Here is a 23,491-nt window from a genome sequence, read left to right as displayed (position 1 = left end):
GCAGACCCGCGCAGCACCGCCTCCACAGCCGGCCCGGATTCAGCGATACGCGTCCACCGGCACGCAAGCACAGAACAGATTGCGATCGCCGTACACGTTGTCCACCCGATTCACCGCCGGCCAGTACTTGTGCAAGCGCACATGCGCACTGGGCGCGACCGCCTGCTCCAGGCTATATGGCCGATTCCAGGGTGCCAGCACATCGGCCAGCGTGTGCGGCGCATGCTTGAGCGGATTGTCCTCCGCTGGCCAATTCCCCTCCTGCACCTGGGCAATCTCGTCTCGGATCGCCAGCATCGCCTCGACAAAGCGATCCAGTTCCGCCTTCGACTCACTCTCGGTCGGCTCGACCATCAGCGTGCCCGGCACCGGGAACGACATGGTCGGCGCGTGGAAGCCATAGTCCATCAGGCGCTTCGCCACGTCCTCCTCGGTGATCCCGGTCTGCGCCTTGAGCGGACGCAGGTCGAGGATGCATTCATGGGCCACGCGCTGGTTACGCCCGCGATAGAGCACCGGAAAGGCCCCCGCCAGGCGGTTGGCCAGGTAGTTGGCGCTGAGGATCGCCACCTCGCTGGCATCGGCCAGCTGTGGCCCCATCAGGGCGATGTACATCCAGCTGATCGGCAAGATACTGGCACTGCCCCAGGGCGCTGCGCTGACGGCGCTGTTGTTCGGGTCCAGGCCCGGTACCGGCACCACCGGATGGCTGGCGACGAAGGGCTTCAGGTGTGCGCGCACCCCGATCGGCCCCATGCCCGGCCCACCACCGCCATGGGGGATGCAGAAGGTCTTGTGCAGGTTCATGTGCGAGACGTCGGCGCCGATATCCGCCGGACGCGCCAGGCCCACCTGGGCGTTGAGGTTGGCGCCGTCCATGTACACCTGCCCGCCCTGTTGATGGACCACCTCGCAGATTTCGCGAATGCCCTCCTCGTACACCCCATGGGTCGAGGGGTAGGTGATCATCAGGCACGACAATCGATCCCCGGCTTGGCGCGCCTTGGCCTTGAGGTCATCGAGGTCGACGTTGCCCGCCTCGTCGCAGTCGACGATCACCACCTCCATGCCCGCCATCTGCGCCGAGGCCGGGTTGGTGCCATGGGCCGACGACGGAATCAGGCACAGGGTACGCTGCGGTTGATGGCGGCTGCGGTGATAGCGGGTGATGGCCATCAGCCCGGCATATTCACCCTGGGCGCCGGAGTTGGGCTGCATGCAGATCGCATCGAAACCGGTGATCGCGCACAGCCAGCCCTCCAACTCGTCGATCATCGCCTTGTAGCCCTGCACCTGTGCAGCCGGTGCGAAGGGATGCAGCAGGGCAAAGCCAGGCCAGGTGATGGGAATCATCTCGCTGGTGGCGTTGAGTTTCATGGTGCACGAGCCCAGCGGGATCATCGACTGGTTCAGCGCCAGGTCCTTGTTCTCCAGCTGCTTGAGGTAACGCAGCATCTCGGTTTCGCTGTGGTGCAGGTTGAACACCGGGTGTTCGAGCAGCGGCGTGCTGCGCACCAGAGTGTCCGGCACTGCCGGGGGCAGGGGCTGCTGGTCGAGGGTCGCAACATCCAGCCCGTGGTCGACCCCGAGGAAGATGTCGAACAGTTTGAGCACCGTCGCTTCGTCACAGGTCTCGTCCAGACTCACGCCCAGATGCCCGCGCCCTAGAATGCGCAGGTTGATGCGTGCTTCTTCGGCACTTTCGATGATCGCGGCCTGGGTGCCGCCAACGTCGAGGGTGAGGGTGTCGAAGAAGTGCTGATTGAGGCGCTTGATGCCCTTGGACTGCAGCCCGGCCGCCAGGATCTGGGTCAGGCGCTGCACACGCTGGGCAATGCGCCGCAGGCCTTCGGGGCCATGGTAGACGGCGTAGAAACCGGCGATATTGGCCAGCAGTACCTGGGCGGTACAGATGTTGGAGTTGGCCTTCTCGCGGCGGATGTGTTGCTCGCGGGTCTGCAGGGCCATGCGCAGGGCGGTGTTGCCGCGGGCATCACGGGACACGCCGATGATGCGTCCGGGCATCGCCCGCTTGTAGTCGTCACGGCAGGCGAAATACGCCGCATGAGGCCCGCCATAGCCCATCGGCACACCGAAGCGCTGGCTCGAGCCGAGCACCACGTCGGCCCCGGTTTCGCCGGGCGGCGTCAGCACTACCAGGCTCAACAGGTCGGCGGCAACGCAGGCCAGCGCCTGCTGGCCATGCAACTGCTCGATCAAGGGCCGCAGGTCGCGAACCTCGCCATGGGTGTCGGGGTACTGCAGCAGCGCACCGAATACCTGATGCTTGCCCAGGTTCTCCAGCGAATCGACGATCAGCTCGAAGCCGAAACCTTCGGCACGGGTTCGCAAGACCGAGAGCGTCTGGGGGTGGCAGTGCTCGTCGGCGAAGAACGCATTGCTCTTGCTGCGTGCGACCCGCTTGGCCAGGGCCATGGCCTCGGCGGCGGCCGTCGCCTCATCGAGCAGCGAGGCGTTGGCCAGCGGCAGGCCGCTGAGGTCGATGATCATCTGCTGGAAATTGAGCAGCGCCTCGAGGCGGCCTTGGGCAATCTCCGGCTGATACGGTGTGTAGGCGGTGTACCAGCCGGGGTTTTCCAGCACGTTGCGCAGGATGACGGTTGGCGTGACGGTACCGTGATAGCCCATGCCGATCAGGCTGGTCCACACCTGGTTCTGCCCGGCGTATCCGGCCAGCCTGGCCAGGGCTGCCTGCTCGTCGAGGGCCGGGGGCAGGTCAAGCGGGCGACCGAAACGGATACCTGGCGGGACGGTCTGCTCGATCAGGGCATCGCGACTGGCAACCCCCAGCGCCGCGAGCATGGCGCTCTGTTCGCGGGCATCCGGGCCCAGATGACGCTGCAGAAAAGGGTTGGGCACTTGCAGTTGCAACAGGGATGGCGACTGGGACATGGCGATCTTCTCTTCCTGGACCAGTTCTCGTGGAGACTTACAAGTCTAGGAAGGGATCGACGACAGTGCGGAAAAACTTGCGTACAGGGCTGCATTGCAGCCCTGGTCAGATCAGATCAACCACCTACCCGGAAGCGATCCACTTCCTGGCGCAACTGCCCGGCCAGGCCCTCGAGCTCCTTGGCCGTGGCCGCCAGCTCATTGGCCACGTCGTGCTGCTCGCTGTTGGCCTGGGCGATGCTCTGCAGGTTACGGCTGAGCAGGTTCGCGGTGCTGCTCTGCTCCTGGGTCGCAGTGCTGATGGCGGTGAACTGTTCGCCCGCCGCGCGGCTCTGCTCGTCGATGCGCGCCAGTGCCTCGGCGACCTTTTCGTTGCGTTCCAGGCCTTCCTGCATCAGGCGATTGCCCTGCTCCAGGGTGCTGATCGCATGCCCGGTCTGCTGCTGGATACTGGCGATCATTCCGGAAATTTCATCGGTGGCCTGGCGGGTTCTCGCGGCCAGGCCACGTACTTCGTCGGCAACCACGGCGAAACCACGGCCCTGCTCGCCAGCGCGGGCCGCCTCGATGGCGGCGTTGAGCGCCAGCAGGTTGGTCTGCTCGGCAATCGCGGTGATGACCCCGACGATGCCGCCGATTTCCTGGGAACGCGCGCCCAGGCTGTCCATCACTGTGGCGGTGCCACCCAGCGCCTCGGCGATCTGCTTGAGCGAGACGGAGGCCTGGTCCATGGCGCTGCGGCCGATGCGCGTCTGCTGGGTATTGTCCTGGGCCATGCGCTCGGTGCCGGCCATGTTCTCGGCGATGTTCATCGAGGTGGCGCTGAACTCCTCGACGGCGCCAGCCATGCTGGTGATCTCGCCTGACTGCTGCTCCATGCCCTCGCAGGCACCGGACGAAAGCCCGGCCAGGGAGCGCGAGCGCGCGCTGACCTGCTCGGAAGCACTGCGAATGTGCTCGACCATGGTCGCCAGGGCATCCCCCATCTGGTTGAAGCTGCGCGCCAACTGGCCGATCTCGTCTTCGCTGGTCACCGCCAGGCGTGCACTGAGGTCACCCGCGCCCAGGGCTTCGGCCTGGCGCACCAGGTCGTCCAGTGGGCGAAGCTTGCGCCGCAGCAGCCAGAGCGTGGCGAGCACCGCCAGGACCATCGCCAGCAGGCTGCCGATCGCCAGGCGTAGGCCGACACTCCAGGTCACGTCGCGAATTTCCGCCTCGGGCATGCTCGCCACAACGGTCCACGGCCCCTCGGCAAAGGGCTCGACCACGCTGAACAGTTGCTGCTGGCCGTTGGTCCAGAAGCGGCCTTTGTCGCCCAGGCCAGCCACAGCGGCAACCGCAGCCTGCGCATCGGCCACGCCGGCAGGCGGCACCAGCCACTGGCCCTGGTTGTCGAGCAGCGCCAGCGAGCCGGTCTGGCCGATGCGGAAGCGCTTGAGATTGGCGAACTGCGCGTTCTGCGCATCGGTGTAGTCGAAACCGACGAACAACACGGCGATCACCCGGCCGCTGGCATCGCTAACCGGCACGTAACGGGTCATGTAGTTACGGTCGAACAGCACCGCACGCCCCACATACATCTGCCCGGCGAGCAGCTTGCTGTAGGCCGGGTGCTGGCGGTCCAGCTGGGTGCCAATGGCCCGGCTCCCGTCCTGTTTCTTGAGGTTGGTGGTGATGCGCACGAAGTCGTCGCCGCTGCGCACGAACAGCGTCGCGATGCCGGCGGTCATCTGCTGGAATTCATCGACTACCCGAAAGTCGTTGTTCATCAGCTGATCGCCCAGGTACAGGGCAGGCGTGGCCTGGCCGGCCACCTGCACGGTCTCGCCGGCATGCAGCGACAGGCCCGAGGCGAAGCGGCGCTCGAACAGGCCACTCAGGCGCTGGGTGTTGTCCTTGAGCGAGCCGTGGAAGGTGTCGAGCTGGTCGGCCAGCAGCCGCGCTTCACTGGCCAGGTGTTGCTGGCGGGTGGCGAGGTTGGCGTCGTCCAGCGAGCGCAGGGCGAACAGGGTACTGCCGGTGATCACCAGCGCCAGCACGATGGCGAGGGCGACGCCGAGTTGCGAGGCAATCCGGGCACGGGGTCGAGACATGGCGAAGCTCCTGGCAAGAGGCCGGGATCATCCTGATCACGCTGACCACCCGCTTTATTATTGAACGGGAAATCGCGCCCTCTTCCGGGACGCTGGTGCTAGTAGATCGGCGTCGCGGAGGAATACTTGAGTGTCGGACCGGGAAATACGCAAACGTTTTCCACGCGATGTGATCGTGCCGTCTGCTTCGCGGGCAAGCCCGCTCCAGAGATAGCGCAGACCTTGTGGGAGCGGCGGTTCGGCGCTCCCATTTACCCGCGAAAAAGACACCGCGCTGCCTGGCACGGGCTACGCCCGTGTTCGCGGGACAAGTCGGGGCGCCGAACCGCCGCTCCTACAGGCCCACGAATACCACGACGCGGTGCCACTCACTGCACCGCTGTCGCCTTCCAGCCGCCACCCAAGGCCAGGAACACACCGATCTGCCCCATCGCCACCTGGGTATTGGCCGCCGCCAGTTGCGCACGCACGTCGGTATAGGCGCGGGTCGCCTGCAGGTCGGCGAGGAACGACTCGCGCCCGGCCTCATAGCGGCGATGGGTCTGTTCGGCCGCTTCCTGCGCCGAGCGCTCGGCATCGGCCAGTGCATCGCGACGGTCCAGCAAGGCGCTGTACTGCGCCAGGCGGGTCTGGGTTTCGCGGATGGCGTTGAGCACCACGCCATCGAAATGCGCCAGCGCGGCCTGGGTCGAGGCTTCGGCTTCGCGAATCCGGGCACGGGTGCCGTTGGTGGGGATGGCCCAGCTGATCTGCGGGCCAAAGCCCCAGCGGTTGGTCGAAGGCTCGCCGAGGTTTTCAAGAATGCCGATGGTGCCGACCTGGGCGCCAATGCTGATGTTCGGATACAGGGCGCCGGTGGCCACGCCAATGGTCGCAGTGGCAGCCGCCAGTTGGCGCTCGGCCTGACGCACGTCGGGACGGCGCTTGAGCAGCGCCGCGCCATCGCCCACCGGAATCAGTTGGGCCAGATGCGGCAGCTCGGCGCACTCGGCGGTGCCCGGCGGCAACTGGTCGACCGGTTTGGCCAGCAATGCGGCGAGGGTATAGAGCCCGGCCTCGCGCTCGGCCTTGAAGCGCGGCAACTCGGCACGCAACGACTTGAACTGGGTTTGCGAGCGGGTAACGAGGGTCTCGTCGCCACGGCCAGCATCGCGCAAGCGCTGGTTCAACTGCACGCTTTGCTGCTGCAGGTCGAGCGATTCGCGGGCGATGTGGTACTCCTCATTGGCCGAGCACACCTGGGTGTAGGCCTTGACCACATCGGCCACCAGGGTGATGCGCGCAGTGTCGGCGGCGGCCTGCACCGCGTCGGCATTGGCCTTGGCAGCTTCGGTGCCGCGCTTGAAGGTACCCCACAGGTCGAACTGGTACGAGGCGCTGAGAATCGCCTCGCCGATGTTGGCCACCGGGACTTTTTCCGGCAGCAGGAAAGCTTCGCCAGACTCCTGCAGGCGCTGGGCGCCGGCCTTCGCGCCGCCGCTGAAGCCCCCCTGCGACTCGGCGACCTCGACCTGTGCGCGAGCCTTGGCGATGTTCGCCGCCGCCACGCGCAGCTCGGTGTTGGCGCTCAACGCCTGGCGCACCAGCGCATTCAGGCGCGGGTCCTGGTACAACTGCCACCAGTCATCCGGCACCGGCGCCGACACCACGCTCGCGGCATCCTGGCGCAACGGGCCGTTCAGGTCGCTGCGCTGCACCGCGGCATCCTCGGGTACCTGGTAATCGGGACCGACCATGGCGCAGGCCCCCAGCGACAGCGCCATCCCTGCAAGCATCAGGCGTTTCATGGCCGCTGGCCCTCGATGATCGACACCGTGGCAGTACGCCCGGCGATCATGCGGAAATCTGCCGGCACCTCATCGAAGGCGATACGCACCGGGATCCGCTGGGCCAGGCGCACCCAGCTGAACGCCGGGTTGACGTTGGGCAGCAGGTTGGCGCCACTGACGCGGTCACGGTCCTCGATCCCTGCCGACAGGCTTTCGACATGGCCGCGCAGGCGTGTGTCATCGCCCATCACGCGGATGTCCACGGCATCGCCGACATGGATGCCACTGAGCTTGGTTTCCTCGAAGTAGCCATCGACATGGTACGAGGCGCTGTCGACCACCGACAGCACCGGTCGGCCCGCAGTGACGAACTCATGGGCCCGCGGTGCGCGGTCGTTGAGGTAGCCGTCCACCGGGCTGCGCACCACCGAACGGTCGAGGTTGAGCTGCGCGGTATCGACCGCCACCTGCGCCTCGCTCACCGCCGAGCGGGCACGAGCCTCGCGCGACTGGCTCTCTTCGAGCTGCTCGGCCGCCACCAGGTTGCCCAGCTTGCGATTGCGCCGGGTTTCGCGGGCGGCCTGGGCCAGGGTTTCCTCGCGCTCGGCCAGGGTCGCCCGGGCCTGGCGCAAGGCTAGGCCAAAGCGGTCCTGATCGATGGTGAACAGCACGTCACCACGCTTGACCACCTGGTTGTCGCGCACCTCGACCTTCTGGATCAGCCCGGACACATCCGGGGCGATCTGGATCACGTCGGCGCGGATATGGCCGTCGCGGGTCCAGGGCGCGAACATGTAATACACGACCATCTGCCAGACCAGCACGGCCGCGAAGGTCACCACCAGCAATGTCAGGACCACACGGCCCAAGGTCAACAACGGTTTTTTCATGGCAGCATCAGGCTTCGGCAAAAGTGATCCACCGCACCCAGCAGTACGGCGTAGAGAGCAACGTTGAACAACGCCCGGTGCCAGACCAGGCGGTAGAAATGCAGGCGCACCAGCACAGCGTGCACGCCCAGGAACAGCAGGTAGGTGGCAAACATCATCACCAGCAGCGTGGGCAGGAACACCCCGCTGATATCCAGTTCACCGATCACAGCGGCGCTCCGTCGATTCCAGGTGGCAGTTGCGGTTGTTCGACCGGCTCGAGCATCACCTCGACGCCCGGCAACAGCGCCAGACGCAAGCCGGCCAGGGCATGCAGCAGGTGAACGCGGGGCTCGCCGCGCTCGTTCAGCTCGTCCAGTGCCAACGCCAGGCGTGCCCGCTCCATGTTGCGCAGCAGCGCTGCAGGTGCGTGCAGGCGCTCGCCGGCGCGCAGGCAGCTCGAGTAGTGACCGCCGACTTCCTCGATGACCGTCTGCAAGCGCTGGCGGGCCTGCTGGCCGACACGCGGCATGTAGGCCAGCAGGTCGAGCAGGTTCAGGCCCACACGCAGGTCGCGCAGGGCAACGCCGCTGTCCTGGCCGGTCTGCGACAGGCGCGGCAGATGCTGCATCAGGCGGTCGAGCATCTGCACACCGACCTTGCGCTGTTCAGCCAAGCTCGCAGGCTCGGTCATCTCGACGATGTCGCGCCAGGTGAAGCGGGTCATGCGCTTGGCGGCCAGCTCCACACCGAACGGGCGCACCACCAGGGTCCAGATGAAGGCAAACAGCAGCCCGACCGGGCCTGCCAGGTTGGCATTGAGGAAGGTGAAGAAGTCGGCGTCGTAGGCGCCCTGGATGCTGATGAAGGTCGAGGTGTTGACGATGGTCAGCAGGGTGCCGAGGTAGAAACGCGGCTGCACGGTGAGGGTGCCGACCACGATGAAGGGTACGGCGAATGCCAGCACCAGCATCGGGAAGTCGTGCAGGTTCGGCAGCACCAGGAACAGGTAGACGCTGGAGAAGATCACCGACATCAGCGTCCAGAAGAAAAAGCGGTAGATCTGCGGCGCCGGATCATCCATCGCCGCAAAGAAGCTGCAGGCCACGGCGGCGAGGATCACGGCACTGGCGCCGTCGTTCCACCCCAGGCCGATCCACAGGCCACAGGCGACGATGATCGCGGTGACGGTGGAGAACACCGAATACAGCATCAGGCCGCGATCGAAGAATGGCGTCAGGCGGCCCAGCCGCCAATGACGGTAGACCGCCCGCCAGGGCTTGGTGTCGTCCAGGCGCAGGGCATGCTGCAGGGTGCAGCAGTCCTGCCAGAGATCGAGCCATTCGCTGAGGCGGTAGAGGGCGTTGGACAGCAGTAGGGCATGGCGCTGATCGAGCGCATCGGCGTGCGGTTGCACGCGGGCGATCTGCTCGTGCAGCGCGGTCCAGCGCGCGACCGAAGCGCTGTCGGCGGTGCCTTTGAGCCACTCTCGGGCCGATGCCAGCAGCGGCTGGACCTGTGCGAACTGCTCCGGCGCGCGACCTTCGAGGGCGACCAGCGCATCATCAAGGGCATCGATCACCGGCAGCAGGTGGATCATGCGGCCGCGCAGTTCCCGGGCGTTCTTCACGGTGTGCGGGCCGGCGCCTTCGTGGCCGAGCTGGCCGATCATCAGCTCCAGGCTGTTGAAAGTGGCAACCATCGAGCCGCGCAGGCCCGCGACCTTTCCGGCGCCAGTGTCTCGGCTCAGGTACAGATCGCTGTAGCGGATCGCCTCGCCAAACCAGGTGCCCGTGGCGCCCACCACCACCGGCGCCAGGCGACGCGGCCAGAAGATCGCACCCACCACCGCGGCGCAGACGATGCCAAGGCAGATTTCCTGCGCCCGCGACGAGGCGACATCGAACACCGCGAGCGGGTTGTCGACCACGGCCAGGGCGATCATCGGCAAGGTGTAGCCGGCCAGCATCAGCATGTAATTGTTGGCCGTGCGCAGGTTCAGCGAGAGGAACAGCAAGGTGCCGGTCCACAGGGCGATGGCGATGCTCAGCAACAACGGTGACTGCACCAGCGGTGGCACCAGCAGCACCGCGCCGCCAGCACCGAGCAGCGTGCCGACTGCGCGGTACAAGGCCTTGGAACTGGTGGGGCCGACGAAGGGGCTGGACACGATGTAGACCGTGGCCATCGCCCAGTAGGGGCGCGGCAGTTGCATCAGCAAGGCGATGTACAGGGCAATCATCGACGCGGCGAAGGTACGCACGCCATAGAACCAGTCGCGCGCCGGCGGTACCGAACTGAAGAAGCCGTTCACACCGGCGCCCCCTGTGCAGCGACTTCGAAGGCGTGGATGACCCGCAGGGTGGCTTCCAGGTCGGCGGCCGAGATACCGTGCAGCACCTCGCGGCGCAGACGTACCAGCTCGCGCTCGATGGATTCGGCCAGGGTGCGGCCTTCGGCGGTCAGGCTCAGCGCCTTGGCACGTCGGTCGAGCGGATCCTCGGTGCGGCACACCAGCCCGGCCTTGCACAGTTGGTCGAGCAGACGCACCAGCGACGGGCTTTCCAGGCCGGCGGCCTGGGCCACGGCCACCTGGTGCACACCATCGCCCAGGCGCACGATCATCAGCAACGGCACCGCACAGGCTTCGGAGATGCCATAGCCGGTCAGCGCCGCATGGCAGATGCGCCGCCAGTGGCGACCGGCAACGACCATGCCGCTGCTGACTTTCAGGTGCAGTGCGTCGAGTGTCATGTGGAAGAACCGAGGATATTCATAGTTTGCTAACTATCAATATACGCCCAGCCCTCCCCCCTTCGTCAACCGGGGGCGATGAACAGTATGTTCGTGGGAGCTGGCTTGCCCGCGAAGGCCTTACCACCACCCCACCGACCTCAAGGCTGAACCTGGTCCTCCAGCTTCATGGTCAAGGCCAGGGTGCTGCCCAGCGCGATCGCCTGGTCGCGCCACTCCAGGTAGCGTCCTTCATCGCTGCGACTGAAATGCACCGCCAGCTCCTCGGCCGCCTGCATCACCCCCGCCCCCGCCGCAAGCTCCAGCCAGTACAGCGCCGCCCGCGTATCCGACTCGACATGCAGTCCATGCAACAGCCGGTAGCCCACCTCGAACCGGCAACGTGCCTCGCCACGCTGGGCCCCGCGCAGGAACCACTGGTATGCCTCGGCCGGGTTTATCTCCCATTCCTGATCGGCATCGCAGACTTCTTCCTCGTACAGGTCGCCCAGGGCCGCAGCAGCGTGCGACAGGCCACGTTCGAAAGCATGCCGGTAATGCTCCGCGGCGGTGGCATAGCACACCGTCACACCCTTGCCGAAATAGTGCTGTTGCCCCAGGTTGAACCAGGCCGCGGCGTTGCCCTGCAGCGCGGCCATGCGCAGCAGATGGCTGGCCAGCGCCGTGTCGGCGCGCCAGTAGCGGCCATTGAGCCAGATCCAGCCAAGGTCGTTGAGCACCGCAGCATTGCCCGCCAGTGCCTGGTGCCGTAGGTCGGCGTAGATCGCCTGCACATCCACTGCCTCGTCCAGACGGCTCACCAGCGCAGAGCGCTCACCCAGCACCGCCCACTGGGTGGGTATGCCGACGCCAGCGAACAGGCGCAGGTGTCGCCGGGGAATGGCTGGCGCAGGCACGATGCGCTCAGGCAGGAGACGGGCGAGCAGCGAATGGATATTGCTGACAGCAGACATGTTCATCCTCATTGAACGTCCCACAGTTCCGACCTCGACTGTGATGAGGCGATTCTGCGCGACGACACGACGAAACCTGTCGCGAACGATTCACCTCGACGCAACCAAATCGCGGTTCCGCGATCTCAGCGCAAAGTAGCGAATTGCCATCTGCCGCGGTGCCCGCCATGCTAATGCCGCAAGCCTAGACAAGGACGTTACCCTTTGCCGTTCGCCACTACCCGCGCCACCCTCAGCCGCCAGTGGGCGCTGCTGCGTCAATTGCCCAGCCGCTCACCGGGAGTCACCAGCGCCGAACTGGTCTGGCGCCTGCGCGATGTCGGCTTCAATGTCAGCAAGCGTACGGTCGAGCGCGACCTCAACGAGCTGTCGCTGATCTTCCCGCTGGAGCGCAATGACAAAAGCATTCCATTCGGCTGGCATTGGTCGGCCAGCGCCATGGGCGAGCCGCGTGGCAATTTCGACTTGCTCGACTACCTGCGTGGCGACCCGCAGCAGCCCCGTCAGGGCACGGGGCTGGAACTGCAGGCGTGGGTCAGCGATCAGCTGGCGCGACAGCTGCGAGAAGTGCCGTTGAGCGCGAACATGCAGTTGACGGCGCTGCAACATGGCCATCGATTGCGGGCGACGGTAGAAGACGGCTGGACGTTACGCTGGTGGGTATTGGGCCAGGGTGAGGCCGTGGTGGTCGAGCAGCCGGAAGCCCTGAGAGATGAGATTCACAAGACGCTGAGTAATGCGGCCGCCCGATACCTGACCTGATAACGCGGAACAGGCACCCAACCTGCTTGCGCGCGGAACTACCTCTGCATCCCCCAACGCCGTACGGTCAACCGCTCGAGGGTATTGAACACCAGGCCCTCCACCAGCAAGCCGATCAGGATCACCACCGCCAACCCGGCAAACACCTTGTCGGTATACAGCTCGTTGCGGTTCTGGAAGATGTACCAGCCCAGCCCGCCCTTGCCGCTGCTGGCGCCGAACACCAGCTCGGCGGCGATCAGGGTGCGCCAGGCGAAGGCCCAGCCGATCTTCAGACCCGAGAGAATCGACGGCAATGCCGCCGGCACCAGGATGTGCAGCACCAGGCGCAACCCACGCAGGCCATAGTTGCGCCCGGCCATGCGCAGGGTCTCGGACACGCCGAGAAAACCCGCGTAGGTGTTGAGCGCCAGTGCCCAGAGCACCGAGTGCACCAGCACAAAGATCAGACTGTTGTCGCCCAGGCCAAACCACAAGAGGGCTAGCGGCAACAGTGCGATGGCCGGCAGTGGGTTGAACATGGAGGTCAGGGTACCCAGCAGGTCGCGGCCGAACTGGGTCGAGACCGCCAGGCTGGTCAAACCGAAGGCCAGTACGATCCCCAGCACATAGCCCTTGAGCAGCACCACCAGCGAGACCCCGACTTTCGCCGGCAGCTCGCCACTGACCATCCCGTCCCAGAACGCCACCGCCGTTTGCAGAAAGGTCGGCAGCAGCAGGTCGTTGGCGGTGTAGCGCGCCACCGCCTCCCAGATCAAGGCGAGCAGCACAAGAATCACGGTCTTGCGCAACCAGGCCTGTTGCCACAGACGTTGGGCAAGCGGCAGATCACGCTCCAGCGAAAGCCCTGGCAGGGGCTGCAGCGGCACTTCGTATTCCTGGCGTGCAGGTGTGGTCGTCATGCGCAGGCTCCTCCTGTCAGTAAGCGATGCGGATATCGTTGAAGCCCAGGTCCGAGGCCTGCTCCGGCTCACCGGCCTCGTCGAACAGCAGGCGATGGATACGCCGGGCGCTGGCCTGGAAATCGCTGCCACCCAGGCTGCCCAGATCGTATTGGTGGCTGTGCACCTCGGCCCGTACCCGTCCCGGATGCGGCGACAGCAAGAGGATGCGGTTGCCCACCACCAGCGCCTCCTCGATAGAGTGGGTGACGAACAGCAGCGTGAAGCGCACCTCTTCCCACAACAGCAGCAATTCTTCCTGCATCTTGCGCCGGGTCAGGGCGTCGAGCGCGGCGAAGGGCTCGTCCATCAGCAGCACCTTCGGCTGCGTGGCCAGCGCGCGGGCAATCGCCACACGCGCCTTCATGCCGCCAGACAAGGTGTGCGGGTAGGCATCGGCGAAGGCGGCCAGGCCGACCTTCTCCAGATAGTGCAGCGCCCGCGCCTCGGCCTCGGCGCGCTTGAGTTGGCCAGAGACCAGCAGCGGAAACATGACGTTCTGCTTGACCGTCTTCCATGGCGGCAACTGGTCGAACTCCTGGAACACGACAATGCGGTCAGGACCTGGGCCCTTGACCGGCTGGCCCTGCAACAGGATCTGCCCTTCGCGCGGCTCGATGAAACCGGCCACGGCCTTGAGCAAGGTCGACTTGCCGCACCCGGACGGGCCCAACAGTACGAAGCGGTCGGCGCGATCGACTTCGAAGCTGACCTGGTGAGTAGCCCGCACCACGCGCTGCGCGGTGCGGTATTCGAGGCTGAGATTGTCCACCTTGAGCAGCGGTGGGGTGTCGACACGGCTCAGGTTGCTGGCCGTGTGGCCTGGCAATGGGGCGGTCATGGTCGATCAGCTCCCTTGCAATGGGCGCTCATCCTGGAAGAAGTAGTCCTTCCACGACTCGGGCTTGTGCTTGATGGCGCCGACCCGGTAGAGGAATTCGGCCAGTGGGTAAGTGTTCTTCGGCGTGATGGTGAACTCGTACTGCGGGTTGTCGATCAGCTTGATCAACGCGTTGCGATCGATCTTGGCCTTGGTCACGCGGATGTAGGTATCGGCGGCTGCGGCCTTGTCTTTCTGGGCGAAGTCGGCGGCTTCGGCGAGCGCATCGACGAACGCCTTGTAGGTCTTGGGGTTGTCCTTGCGGAACTTCTCGGTGGCGAACAGCAGGGTTGGCGAGTTGGGGCCGAGCAGGTCGTAGCTGTTGAGCACGATGTGCACGTTCTTGTTGGCCAGCGCCTGGTCCTGGAACGGTGGGTTGGAGAAATGCCCGTTGAGTTCGGTGCCGCCGGCCAGCAGCGCAGCTGTGGCATCTGGATGCGGCACGGCCAGGGTGTACTTGTCGAGGCGGTTGTACTCCTTGTCGCCCCACTGCTTGGCCGCCGCGTATTGCAGGAAGCGCGACTGTACCGAAACACCCACCGCCGGCACGGCGATACGGTCCTTCTCGGAAATGTCGGCGATGGTCTTCACATTGGGGTTGCTGCTGACCAGGTAGTACGGGAAGTTGCCCAGCGAGGCCACGGCCTTGACGTTCTGCCGGCCGTAGGTGCGATCCCAGACGGTGAGCAACGGCCCGACGCCGGCGCCGGCGATGTCCACAGAGCCCGACAGCAACGCATCGTTGATCGCCGCGCCCCCGGAAAGCTGCGCCCAGTCGACCTGAATGTCGATGCCCTGCTCCTTGCCGTGCTTCTCGATCAGTTGCTGGTCACGAACGACGTTGAGCAACAGGTACACGATGCCGAACTGCTCGGCGATACGGATCTTGCCTTCGGCCTGGGCCACCGTCGGCGCCGCGAGGCCGCCTACGATCAGGCTGGCGCCCAGGCCGATGCTGGCCGCCAGGCGGCTGATGGATTTACGCATGATGAGGGTCCTCAGTCGTCAGAACGGGGCATCGCCCTGGATGGTGGTGCGGTAGAGCTTGCGGCGCAGGTGCGCGGGGCAGCCGGCAGCCAGGTGGATCAGCGAACGGTTGTCCCAGAACACCATGTCGTGGGGCTGCCAGGCGTGGCGGTAGATGTTCTGCTCAAGCACGCTCAGGGCGTAGAGCTGCTGCAGTACATCGCGGCTCTCGTCATCGGGCAGGCCGACGATGCGAGTGGTGAAGCCCTCACTGACGAACAGCGCCTTGCGGCCGTTCTCCGGGTGAGTGCGTACCACCGGGTGGATGACTTCGTTGACCTGGGCCAGTTGCTCGGCGGTCAGGGTCGGGCGCCAGTTGCCCTCGAACTTGGTTTCCGAATAACGAGCGGTATAGGAATGCGCAGCGCTGCGTCCCTCGACCACCTTGCGCAGCGCATCGGGCACCGCGTCCCAGGCCTTGTGCATGTCGGCGAACAGGGTGTCGCCACCCTCGCTGGGCAGTTCCTGGGCGTGCAGCATCGAGCCGAGGCTCGGCAGCTCTTTGTAGGAGAGGTCCGAATGCCAGAACTTGCCGGCATCACCCAGGCCAATGTTGCGACCGTCCTCGATGATGTTGGAAACGATCAGAATCTCGGGGTGGTTTTCCAGCAGGAACTGCTTGAGCACATGGATCTGCAGTACGCCGAAACGGCGGCTGAAGGCGATCTGCTGTTCGGGGGTGATGCGCTGGTCGCGGAACACCAGGACGTGATGGTCCAGGTGGGCGCGATGAATACGGTTGAAATCTTCGGCGTTGACCGGCCGGGACAGGTCCAGCCCAATGATCTCGGCACCGACGGCACCGGAGAAGGGGCGGATTTCGAAGCGTTGCGGCTGTGCGCTGTCGATGGACGACAAGGCGTTCGAGGCGGCTGACATTGTTCACTCCCACGCAGTGCGCGACTTTCAGGGGCGCGCATCGATTCAGAAACGCACGGGGATTTCCCGTGTGGGTTCGAGTCGTGCGGCGCGCCGATTGGTCGGCAGGTACGCAGTGGGAGTGACTATAAAGTCATAAGAATGGAAATTTAAATATCTTTAGCGAATATGCATATACAGGAGCGGGCTTACAGGAGCGCCGCTCCCACACAGGATCACCGCTCGCGCAACGCCTCGGAACGCGCCTTGATGATCGGCTTGAGCAGGTAGCTCATGATGGTCTTCTTGCCGGTAAGGATATCCACCGTGGCGACCATGCCGGGGATGATCAGCAGCGGCTTCTCGTCAGAACCCAGGTGGCTTCTGTCGGTGCGCAGCTTGATCAGGTAGTAGGTGGTCTTCTTGTCTTCATCGGTGATGGTATCGGCACCGATCTGCTCGAGCTTCGCCTTCATGCCGCCATAGATGGTGTAGTCGTAGGCGGTGAATTTCACCGTGGCCTCCTGGCCGGGGTGCAGGAAGGCGATATCCTTGGGCAGGATCTTCGCCTCTACCACCAGCGTATCGTCCAGCGGCACGATCTCGATGATGTCGCTGCCCGGCTGGATCACGCCGCCGATGGTGTTCACCAGCAGTTGCTTGACGATACCGCGCACGGGCGATGTGACCATGGTGCGGTTGACCCGGTCATCCAGCGCCTTGCTGGTGGCCGTGGCCTTGTTCAGCTCAGTGCGAGCCTCGTTGAGCTGGGTGAGGGCCTCGCTGCGGAACTTGCCGCGGGTCTCCTCGATCTTGCTCTGCACTTCCTTGATCGCCGCTTCGGCACGGGGAATGGCCAGGGCGGTAGAGTCCATCTGGCCACGGTTCTCGACTTCGGCGCGACGCAGGCGCAGCACCTCGACCTGCGAGATCGCCCCCTGGGCCACCAGCGGCTCGGACATGGCGATTTCCTGGCGCAGCAACTGCAGGCTGTTGGCGTACTGGGCGCGCTTGGAGTTGAACTCGCGCAGTTCCTGCTGCTTCTGCACCAGTTGCTGCTCCAGACCACTGATCTCGTCATGCAACTGCTGGCGTCGGCTCTGGTACAGAGACTGTTCGCTGGCAGCCTGGCTCGGCGCGGCCTTGCGCAGTTCTTCATCGATCTGCAGCGGTGTGTCGTCGACCTCGGCGCTCAGGCGCTGCACGCGCAGGGCCATGGCCAGGCGCGAGGCCTCGGTCTCGTCGACGTTGGAGGCGAAGCGGGTTTCGTCCAGACGCAGCAGCGGTTGGCCGACTTCGACGATCTCGCCTTCCTTCGCGTAGATCTGCGCGACGATGCCACCCTCGAGGTTCTGCACCTTCTGTACCTTGGACGAAGGAATAGCCTTGCCTTCGCCGCGCGTCACTTCATCGATGGGCGCTACGCTGGCCCATACGATCAGGAACACGAAGAAGGCAATCACGCCCCATATGGTCAGGCGCACGATGCGCGGCGCATCCTCGATCAGCGCCTTGTTGACCTCTGGCAACGGCTGGCCTGCCAGCGATTCGGAGCCTTTGAAATAGCGGCGCAGGTTGTCCTTGAAACGCCCGAAATCCAGCTTATGCAACACTGATCTGCCCCTTCTTCAGCGCTTCCATGACGGCGGCTTTCGGGCCATCCGCGACGATCTGTCCACGATCGATGACGATCAACCGGTCCACCAGCGACAGCAACGAAGCCCGGTGCGTGACCAACAACACGGTCTTGCCTTCGATCACCGCACCCAGGCGCTGCTTGAGGCGTTCTTCGCCGGTGTTGTCCATGGCGCTGGTGGGTTCGTCGAGCAGCAGGATCTGCGGATTGAGCAGCAGCGCACGGGCCAGGGCGACGTTCTGGCGCTGGCCGCCGGAGAGATTCTGGCCGCGCTCGCCAACCTGCAGCTCATAGCCGTCGGGATGAAGACGGGCGAATTCATGCACGCCAGCCAGCTCTGCGGCCTGCAGGATCAGCTCATCCTCGATGTAGCGGGCGCCGCTGACCAGGTTGTCGCGCAGGGTCCCGGCCAGCAACTGGATATCCTGGGGCACATAGCCGATATTGTGGCGCAACTCGCTGACGTCGATCTGGCGGATATCGACGCCATCGACCAGCAGCGAGCCGCCGTCGGCTTCATACAGGCCGACGATCAACTTGGCCAGCGAGCTCTTGCCCGAACCACTGCGGCCGATGATGCCGACCTTCTCGCCAGGTCGAATGACCAGGTTGATGCCCTTGAGCGCCTGGTTCTGCTGGTTCGGATAGGTGAACTCGACGCCGCGGAACTCGACCGCACCCTGCAGCACCTGGCGACTCAGCGGACGCTCTTCGAAATTGCGCTCCTGGGGCAGCTCCATCATCTGGTCGGTGGCGACCATGGTCACCTTGGCCTGCTGGTAGCGGGCCAGCAGACCATTGAGCTGGCCCAGCGGGCCAAGCGCGCGACCACTGAGCATGTAGCAGGCCACCAGGCCGCCCATGCTGAGGTTGCCGTCGATGATCAGGTACACGCCAACGCAGATCATCGCCACACCGGCGAGTTGCTGGATCAGCATGGTGATGTTCATCGCCAGGCCCGAGAGTACCTTGACCCGCAGTTCGAGGCGGCTGAGGGTGCCGAGGGTCTGCTCCCACATGTACTGGCGCTCGCTCTCGGCGTTGTTGACCTTGACCGCATCCAGCCCGGCAAGAGTCTCGATGAGGCTGGACTGGCGCTCGGAAGCCAGCGCCATGGTGCGCTCCATCGTCGCCATCAATGGTTTCTGCAGGGCATAGCCGATGCCCAGGGCCAGTGGGAAGGCCAATATCGGGATCCATACCAGGTGCCCACCGATGATGGCGATCACCGTCAGAATCAGCAGGGTAAACGGCAGGTCGATCAGGCTGGTAAGGGTGAGCGAAGCGAGGAAGTCGCGCAGCCCCTGGAACTCGTGGATGTTCTGCGCAAAGCTGCCGACCCGCGCGGGGCGGTATTTCATCGACATGCCGACGATACGCTCGAACAGCGTCGCGGAAATGATCAGGTCGGTCTTCTTGCCGGCAAGGTCCAGACAGAGGCTGCGCAGCCCCTTGAGGATGAGGTCGAAGACATAGGCACCGGCGATGCCCACTGCCAGCACCCACAGCGTCGAGGTGGCCTGGTTGGGCACCACGCGGTCGTAGACGTTCATCACGAAGAGCGGCGCCGCCAGGGCAATCAGGTTGATCACCAGGCTGGCGGCGATGGCGTCGATGTACAGCCATTTGCTGCGCATCAGGGTGTCGCGGAACCAGGAGCGCGCGCGCGGGATCAGGTTGCCGTGGTTGACGTCGAACTTGTGCTGCGGCTGAGCGAAGAACACCTTGCCGCTGTAGTCGCTGAGCAGCGCCTCGCGGGTGACCAGCACTTCCCCGCCGTCGCTCTCGCTGAGCAACAGGCGTGCGGTGTCTTCATTTTCCCAGCCGAGCAGGACAGCACTGCGCCCTTCCTTCAGAAGCAGCATCGCCGGCATGGCGATGCTGGGGATCTGCTCGAGCTTGCGTTGCAGCAGGCGCCCCTGCAGACCCGCGCGAGCTGCGGCACGCGGCAGCAGCTCGACGCTCAGGCGCTGCGCCGGCAGCGGCAGGCCGGTGGTGAGCATGGCCCGGCTGGCGGGTTTCTGGTGCAGGACACACAGGGTCAGCAGGCTGTCCAGTAGCGGATCGTCATGCTGACTGCGTGGATCATGGTTGAGTTGTACTCGACTGACTTCAGATTCCACGCGGCGCTCTCTTCATCCTTGCGGTTGGATAGGACAGGTGCGCCTTCAGTTCATGCCTGGCAGGTTCACCTTTGGCTTCAGGTCGTTCTGTACGACGGTCGCCATGGGGGCTACGACACCCTGGCTCTTCAGCAGTTGACCAATGGTCGCCTTGATTCGGTACTGAGTAAACAACTGAGTGTTCTTCACTTCTACCAGACGACGTTGCGCGGTGAAGGTTTCATTCTCGCTGTCGAGCAGGTCGAGCAGGGTTCGCTCGCCCAGGCCGAACTGCTGCTGGTAGGCGCTGCGCACCCGGGTGCTGTGATCGACATACTGCTGGGCGATCGGCAACTGGGCGTTGGCGTTGTCCAGAGCATTCCATGCCAAGCCTAACTCCTCATTGAGCTGACGCAAGGCGTTGTTGCGAATATCCAGCGCCTGGTTGGCCAGATACGACTTCGATTCCAGGTCGGCCTTGTTGCTGCCACCGGCATAAAGGTTGAAGTTCATGCGCAGCATGGCCTGCCACTCATTGTTGTGGCCGACCGAACCGTCGAGGTTGTTGTCTGCCGTCCGTCCGAGCTCTGCATCAAAACGCGGATAGAAACTAGACTTGGCGGCTTCGTATTGCTTCTCGGCGGCAGCGATGTCGGATTCTGCCGAGCGCAGGATCGGGCTGCTCTCGACCATCTGGTGACGAGCCTCGTCCAGGGTGGCCGGCAGCAGGTCGATGAACGGCGCAGGCGCGCTCAGTTCGTCAGGCATTTGCCCGATCACGCTCAGGTAGTTGGTGTTGGCGTCGGCCAGGTTGGTCTGCTCGGTGATCAGGTTGTTACGCGCCTGCGCCAGGCGCGCTTCGGCCTGGTCGAGGTCGGCCAGGCGGCCGACGCCACGGCTGGTGCGCAGCTTGATCTGGTCGAGGATGCGTTCGTGGTTGCGCAGGTTGTCTTCGGCCAGGCGCACCATCTCGCGGCGCGACAGGACATCGAGATAGACCTGGGCAACGGTCAGCGCGGTGCGCTCGGAGGTGCCCATCAGGGAGTAGGCACGAGCGTTGACCGTGGCTTGCTGACGGCCCACTTCGCTGGAGGTGGCAAAACCGTCAAAAACCATTTGGCGGAGACGGATACTTGACTCACCCCGGTTCAAGGTCTCCCAGCGATGCGACGTACTCGGCGAATCGCTGCCCTCGCGGCCGTAGCCGGCGGTCATGTCGACGCGCGGCAGGTAACCACCCTGCGCGGCGCGCAGTTGATAGTCCGCGGCGGTGCGGGCGTTGACCCCGGCCTGGATTTCCGGGTGCACGTCCAAGGCCTGTTGCATGGCTTGCGGCAGGGTTTGTGCTTGGGCAATGGAGGCTGCAAGGGCGAGAGGAAGAACGGTGAAAAGTGACGCACGCATTTTTACTGATTCCCAAGTGGCGCTGTTGTCCCAAATCACGGCCGAAGCGGGTCTGGCCCCTGAAAATGGCGGCCTGAACTGAACGATTGGCGAGCTTGCGAGACTGTACGTAATTAATACGAAAGGAAGAGGTTTTTACTCAAATATCAATGTGACATTAGTTTGCCGATTGTTTAGGATGGCGAGACGAAGGTCAATACTTTGGCATAAACTTAATAGCCGAAAATTATTGACAGAAATTTGACGAATAAAAGCGTCAAATCATTTTTGTAACATTCCAGCGGAAGCAGGTTCGCACGCCGGCCGGAAGCCAATTGAGACACATCCCGGAGAGTTCCATGAGCACTGTCGTTGCCATCGTCAAAAGCATTGTTGGCCAAGTCATCGCAGTATCCCCGGAAGGCATCAAGCGCGTGCTGATCGAAGGCGATCGCCTGTTCGCAGGCGAGGAAGTCCTTACCGGCCCGGGCGGCGCCGTGACCCTGGAATTGGCCGACGGTCGCATGCTCGACCTGGGCCGCGACACTCAATGGAGCGCCGATGCGCCCGACAGCAGCACCGACCTGGCCCAGGCCACCGCGCAGGCCGCGCCCTCGGTCGAAGAGCTGCAACAGGCCATTGCCTCCGGTGTCGACCCGACCACCGAGCTGGAAGCGCCTGCTGCCGGCCCTGCTGCCGCAGGCGGCGGTTCGGTCGGTGGTGGTCACAGCTTCGTGCTGCTGGAAGAAACCGCAGGCGTGGTCGACCCGAGCATCGGGTTCCCCACCGGCCCCCTGGGCTTCGCCGCAGGCCTGGCAAACGAAGAAGTCGGTGGGCTGGATAGCAACAACGACACCACCACCAACAACAATCCCATTCCAACCGGCCTGAGCCTGAGCGCCACCCCTTCGATCAGCGAAGCGGGTGGCGTCATCGTCTATACCGCCACCGTCGGCCAGGCGCCGCAGAGCAACCTGACCGTCACCCTGTCCAACGGCGCGGTGATCGTGATCCAGGCTGGCCAGACCAGCGGCTCGGTCAACGTCAACATTCCGGCCAACGACACGCCTTACATCGATGGCGGCCAGATCTCCACCACCATTACCGGCACCACCGGCGGCAACGGCTTGGTCATTACCCCGAACCCGACCCCGGCGGTGACCCAGATCACCGACACCATCGACACCACCACCGCCACCTTGACCGCGACGCCAAGCGTCACCGAAGGCGGCGTGATCACCTACACCGTGACCCTGACCAACCCGGCACAGACGCCGGTCACCGTCACCCTGTCCAACGGCCAGACAATCACCGTCGAGGCTGGCAAGTCCAGCGGCTCGGTCGACTTCCAGACCCCGCCCAACGACGTCTACAACAACGGCAGCACGGTCAGCACCACCATCACCGGCGCCACCGGTGGCAACTTCGAGAACCTGGTGCCGAACCCGGCCCCGGCGCAGACCGTGATCAACGACTCGGTCGACACCACCACCGCCACCCTGACGGCTTCGCCAAGCGTCACCGAAGGCGGCGTGATCACCTATACCGTGACCTTGACCAACCCGGCACAGACGCCAGTCACCGTCACCCTGTCCAACGGACAGACCGTCACCGTCGAAGCTGGCAAGACCAGTGGCTCGGTCGACTTCCAGACCCCGGCCAACGATGTCTTCGTCAATGGCAGCACGGTCAGCACCACCATTACCGGCACCACCGGCGGCAACTTCGAGAACCTGGTGCCGAACCCGACCCCGGCTCAGACCGTGGTCAGCGACAGCATCGACACTGTGACTGTCAGCATTGCCAGCAACGGCAACGTGACAGAAGCTCAGCAGCCGACCTTCACCGTTTCAGTCAGCCAGAAGCTCGAGCACGACCTGACCGTGACCCTGAGCAATGGCGACAAGGTCACCATTGCTGCTGGCCAGACCCAGGCTACCTACAGCCTGCCGGCTCAGGGTGACGACGTATTCAAGGACGCGGGCTCCGTGACCTTGGGCGTGACCGACGCCAGCATTCCGGGCAAGACTTTCGAGGATCTGAAGCTTGGCGGTTCGGCCACCGTCCAGATCAGCGATACCGAGAGCGAAGTCGTCGCGACCCTCACTGCCGACAAGACCACCGTGTCCGAAGGCGGCAAGATCACCTACACCGTCACCCTGACCAATGGTCAGGGTCTGGATGTTACGGGCCATGGCGGCCTGACCTTCACCCTTTCGGATGGCACCAAGGTCACCATTCCGGCGGGCAGTGCTACCGGTACGGTCACTATCACTGCTCCAGACGACGTTTATGTTGGCGGCCAGCCGTCGATCGTGAACAAGCTGGAAGGTGTTACTGGTGCGGATAACTTCGAGAAACTGACGCTGGGTGACGGCACCGTCACCACGACGGTGACTGACGAGCCGGGTACCGGTACTCCGGGCACCGGCAACGAAGGCGACAAAGTCTCTGTAACCATCGTCAGCAATGGCAACGTCACCGAAGACCAGCAGCCAAGCTTCACTGTCAAAGTGAACCAGCCGCTGGATCGTCCGCTGACTGTCACCTTG

17 protein-coding genes are annotated in these 23,491 nt (G+C 64.4%); 2 read left to right on the top strand and 15 right to left on the bottom strand.

What is annotated here, in order from left to right:
- Window positions 1-39: 39 nt before the first annotated feature.
- The 8 genes from gcvP to IAE40_RS23695 all read right to left on the bottom strand — a co-directional run bounded on the left by gcvP (window position 40) and on the right by IAE40_RS23695 (window position 11,351).
- Window positions 40-2,913 (bottom strand): aminomethyl-transferring glycine dehydrogenase, encoded by a 2,874-nt coding sequence (gene gcvP / locus IAE40_RS23730; protein ID WP_197890536.1) that lies wholly within the window; start codon window positions 2,911-2,913, stop codon window positions 40-42.
- Between the two features lie 116 nt (window positions 2,914-3,029).
- A complete protein-coding gene (locus IAE40_RS23725; protein WP_200603965.1) occupies window positions 3,030-5,006 on the bottom strand; it encodes a methyl-accepting chemotaxis protein in 1,977 nt (658 codons plus the stop codon).
- A 368-nt stretch (window positions 5,007-5,374) separates the two neighbouring features.
- Window positions 5,375-6,793: an efflux transporter outer membrane subunit gene (locus IAE40_RS23720; RefSeq protein ID WP_200603964.1), complete on the bottom strand. Its 1,419-nt coding sequence runs from the start codon at window positions 6,791-6,793 to the stop codon at window positions 5,375-5,377.
- Window positions 6,790-7,665 carry an efflux RND transporter periplasmic adaptor subunit gene (locus IAE40_RS23715; protein ID WP_063541762.1) on the bottom strand — a complete coding sequence of 292 codons (876 nt, stop codon included), beginning with the start codon at window positions 7,663-7,665 and terminating at the stop codon, window positions 6,790-6,792. The genes IAE40_RS23720 and IAE40_RS23715 overlap by 4 nt, the downstream gene beginning before the upstream one ends.
- Complete coding sequence (locus IAE40_RS23710) at window positions 7,662-7,874, bottom strand: DUF1656 domain-containing protein (protein WP_054895000.1); 213 nt, start codon at window positions 7,872-7,874, stop codon at window positions 7,662-7,664. The genes IAE40_RS23715 and IAE40_RS23710 overlap by 4 nt, the downstream gene beginning before the upstream one ends.
- The gene (locus IAE40_RS23705; RefSeq protein ID WP_200603963.1) at window positions 7,871-9,958 is read right to left on the bottom strand and encodes an FUSC family protein; all 2,088 of its coding nucleotides are present in this window, start codon (window positions 9,956-9,958) and stop codon (window positions 7,871-7,873) included. Before IAE40_RS23705 ends, IAE40_RS23710 begins: the two co-directional genes overlap by 4 nt.
- Entirely contained in the window at window positions 9,955-10,398 is a 444-nt protein-coding gene (locus tag IAE40_RS23700; RefSeq protein ID WP_063541766.1) for a MarR family winged helix-turn-helix transcriptional regulator, read from the bottom strand. Before IAE40_RS23700 ends, IAE40_RS23705 begins: the two co-directional genes overlap by 4 nt.
- 140 nt (window positions 10,399-10,538) lie before the next feature.
- A complete protein-coding gene (locus tag IAE40_RS23695) occupies window positions 10,539-11,351 on the bottom strand; it encodes a tetratricopeptide repeat protein (RefSeq protein ID WP_200603962.1) in 813 nt (270 codons plus the stop codon).
- A gap of 204 nt (window positions 11,352-11,555) precedes the next feature.
- On the opposite strand from IAE40_RS23695, the gene IAE40_RS23690 reads away from it, so the two are divergent.
- Window positions 11,556-12,113, top strand: coding sequence for a WYL domain-containing protein (locus IAE40_RS23690; protein ID WP_065862337.1), 558 nt, complete (start codon window positions 11,556-11,558; stop codon window positions 12,111-12,113).
- A gap of 38 nt (window positions 12,114-12,151) precedes the next feature.
- On the opposite strand, the gene IAE40_RS23685 is transcribed toward IAE40_RS23690, so the two are convergent.
- The 7 genes from IAE40_RS23685 to IAE40_RS23655 all read right to left on the bottom strand — a co-directional run bounded on the left by IAE40_RS23685 (window position 12,152) and on the right by IAE40_RS23655 (window position 20,960).
- Window positions 12,152-13,015: an ABC transporter permease gene (locus tag IAE40_RS23685; protein WP_054895005.1), complete on the bottom strand. Its 864-nt coding sequence runs from the start codon at window positions 13,013-13,015 to the stop codon at window positions 12,152-12,154.
- A gap of 16 nt (window positions 13,016-13,031) precedes the next feature.
- Window positions 13,032-13,895, bottom strand: a complete 864-nt coding sequence (locus IAE40_RS23680) for an ABC transporter ATP-binding protein (RefSeq protein ID WP_054895006.1) — start codon at window positions 13,893-13,895, stop codon at window positions 13,032-13,034.
- A 6-nt stretch (window positions 13,896-13,901) separates the two neighbouring features.
- Window positions 13,902-14,921 carry an ABC transporter substrate-binding protein gene (locus IAE40_RS23675; RefSeq protein WP_200603961.1) on the bottom strand — a complete coding sequence of 340 codons (1,020 nt, stop codon included), beginning with the start codon at window positions 14,919-14,921 and terminating at the stop codon, window positions 13,902-13,904.
- 18 nt (window positions 14,922-14,939) lie between these two features.
- The gene (locus tag IAE40_RS23670; RefSeq protein WP_063541772.1) at window positions 14,940-15,839 is read right to left on the bottom strand and encodes a TauD/TfdA dioxygenase family protein; all 900 of its coding nucleotides are present in this window, start codon (window positions 15,837-15,839) and stop codon (window positions 14,940-14,942) included.
- A gap of 215 nt (window positions 15,840-16,054) precedes the next feature.
- On the bottom strand, window positions 16,055-17,431 hold the full coding sequence (locus IAE40_RS23665) for an HlyD family type I secretion periplasmic adaptor subunit (RefSeq protein WP_065862335.1): 1,377 nt from the start codon (window positions 17,429-17,431) through the stop codon (window positions 16,055-16,057).
- Complete coding sequence (locus tag IAE40_RS23660) at window positions 17,421-19,577, bottom strand: type I secretion system permease/ATPase (RefSeq protein ID WP_065862334.1); 2,157 nt, start codon at window positions 19,575-19,577, stop codon at window positions 17,421-17,423. Before IAE40_RS23660 ends, IAE40_RS23665 begins: the two co-directional genes overlap by 11 nt.
- A 45-nt stretch (window positions 19,578-19,622) precedes the next feature.
- Window positions 19,623-20,960, bottom strand: coding sequence for a TolC family outer membrane protein (locus tag IAE40_RS23655; protein WP_063541776.1), 1,338 nt, complete (start codon window positions 20,958-20,960; stop codon window positions 19,623-19,625).
- Window positions 20,961-21,298: 338 nt separating this feature from the next.
- Here IAE40_RS23655 and IAE40_RS23650 point away from each other — a divergent pair.
- Window positions 21,299-23,491 (top strand): retention module-containing protein (locus tag IAE40_RS23650; RefSeq protein ID WP_200603960.1); only part of this gene is annotated, 2,193 nt, incomplete at its 3' end.

This window comes from Pseudomonas sp. S44 (assembly GCF_016624805.1).
GTDB lineage: Bacteria > Pseudomonadota > Gammaproteobacteria > Pseudomonadales > Pseudomonadaceae > Aquipseudomonas > Aquipseudomonas machongensis.
This window is presented reverse-complemented; position numbering and strand designations above follow the sequence as displayed.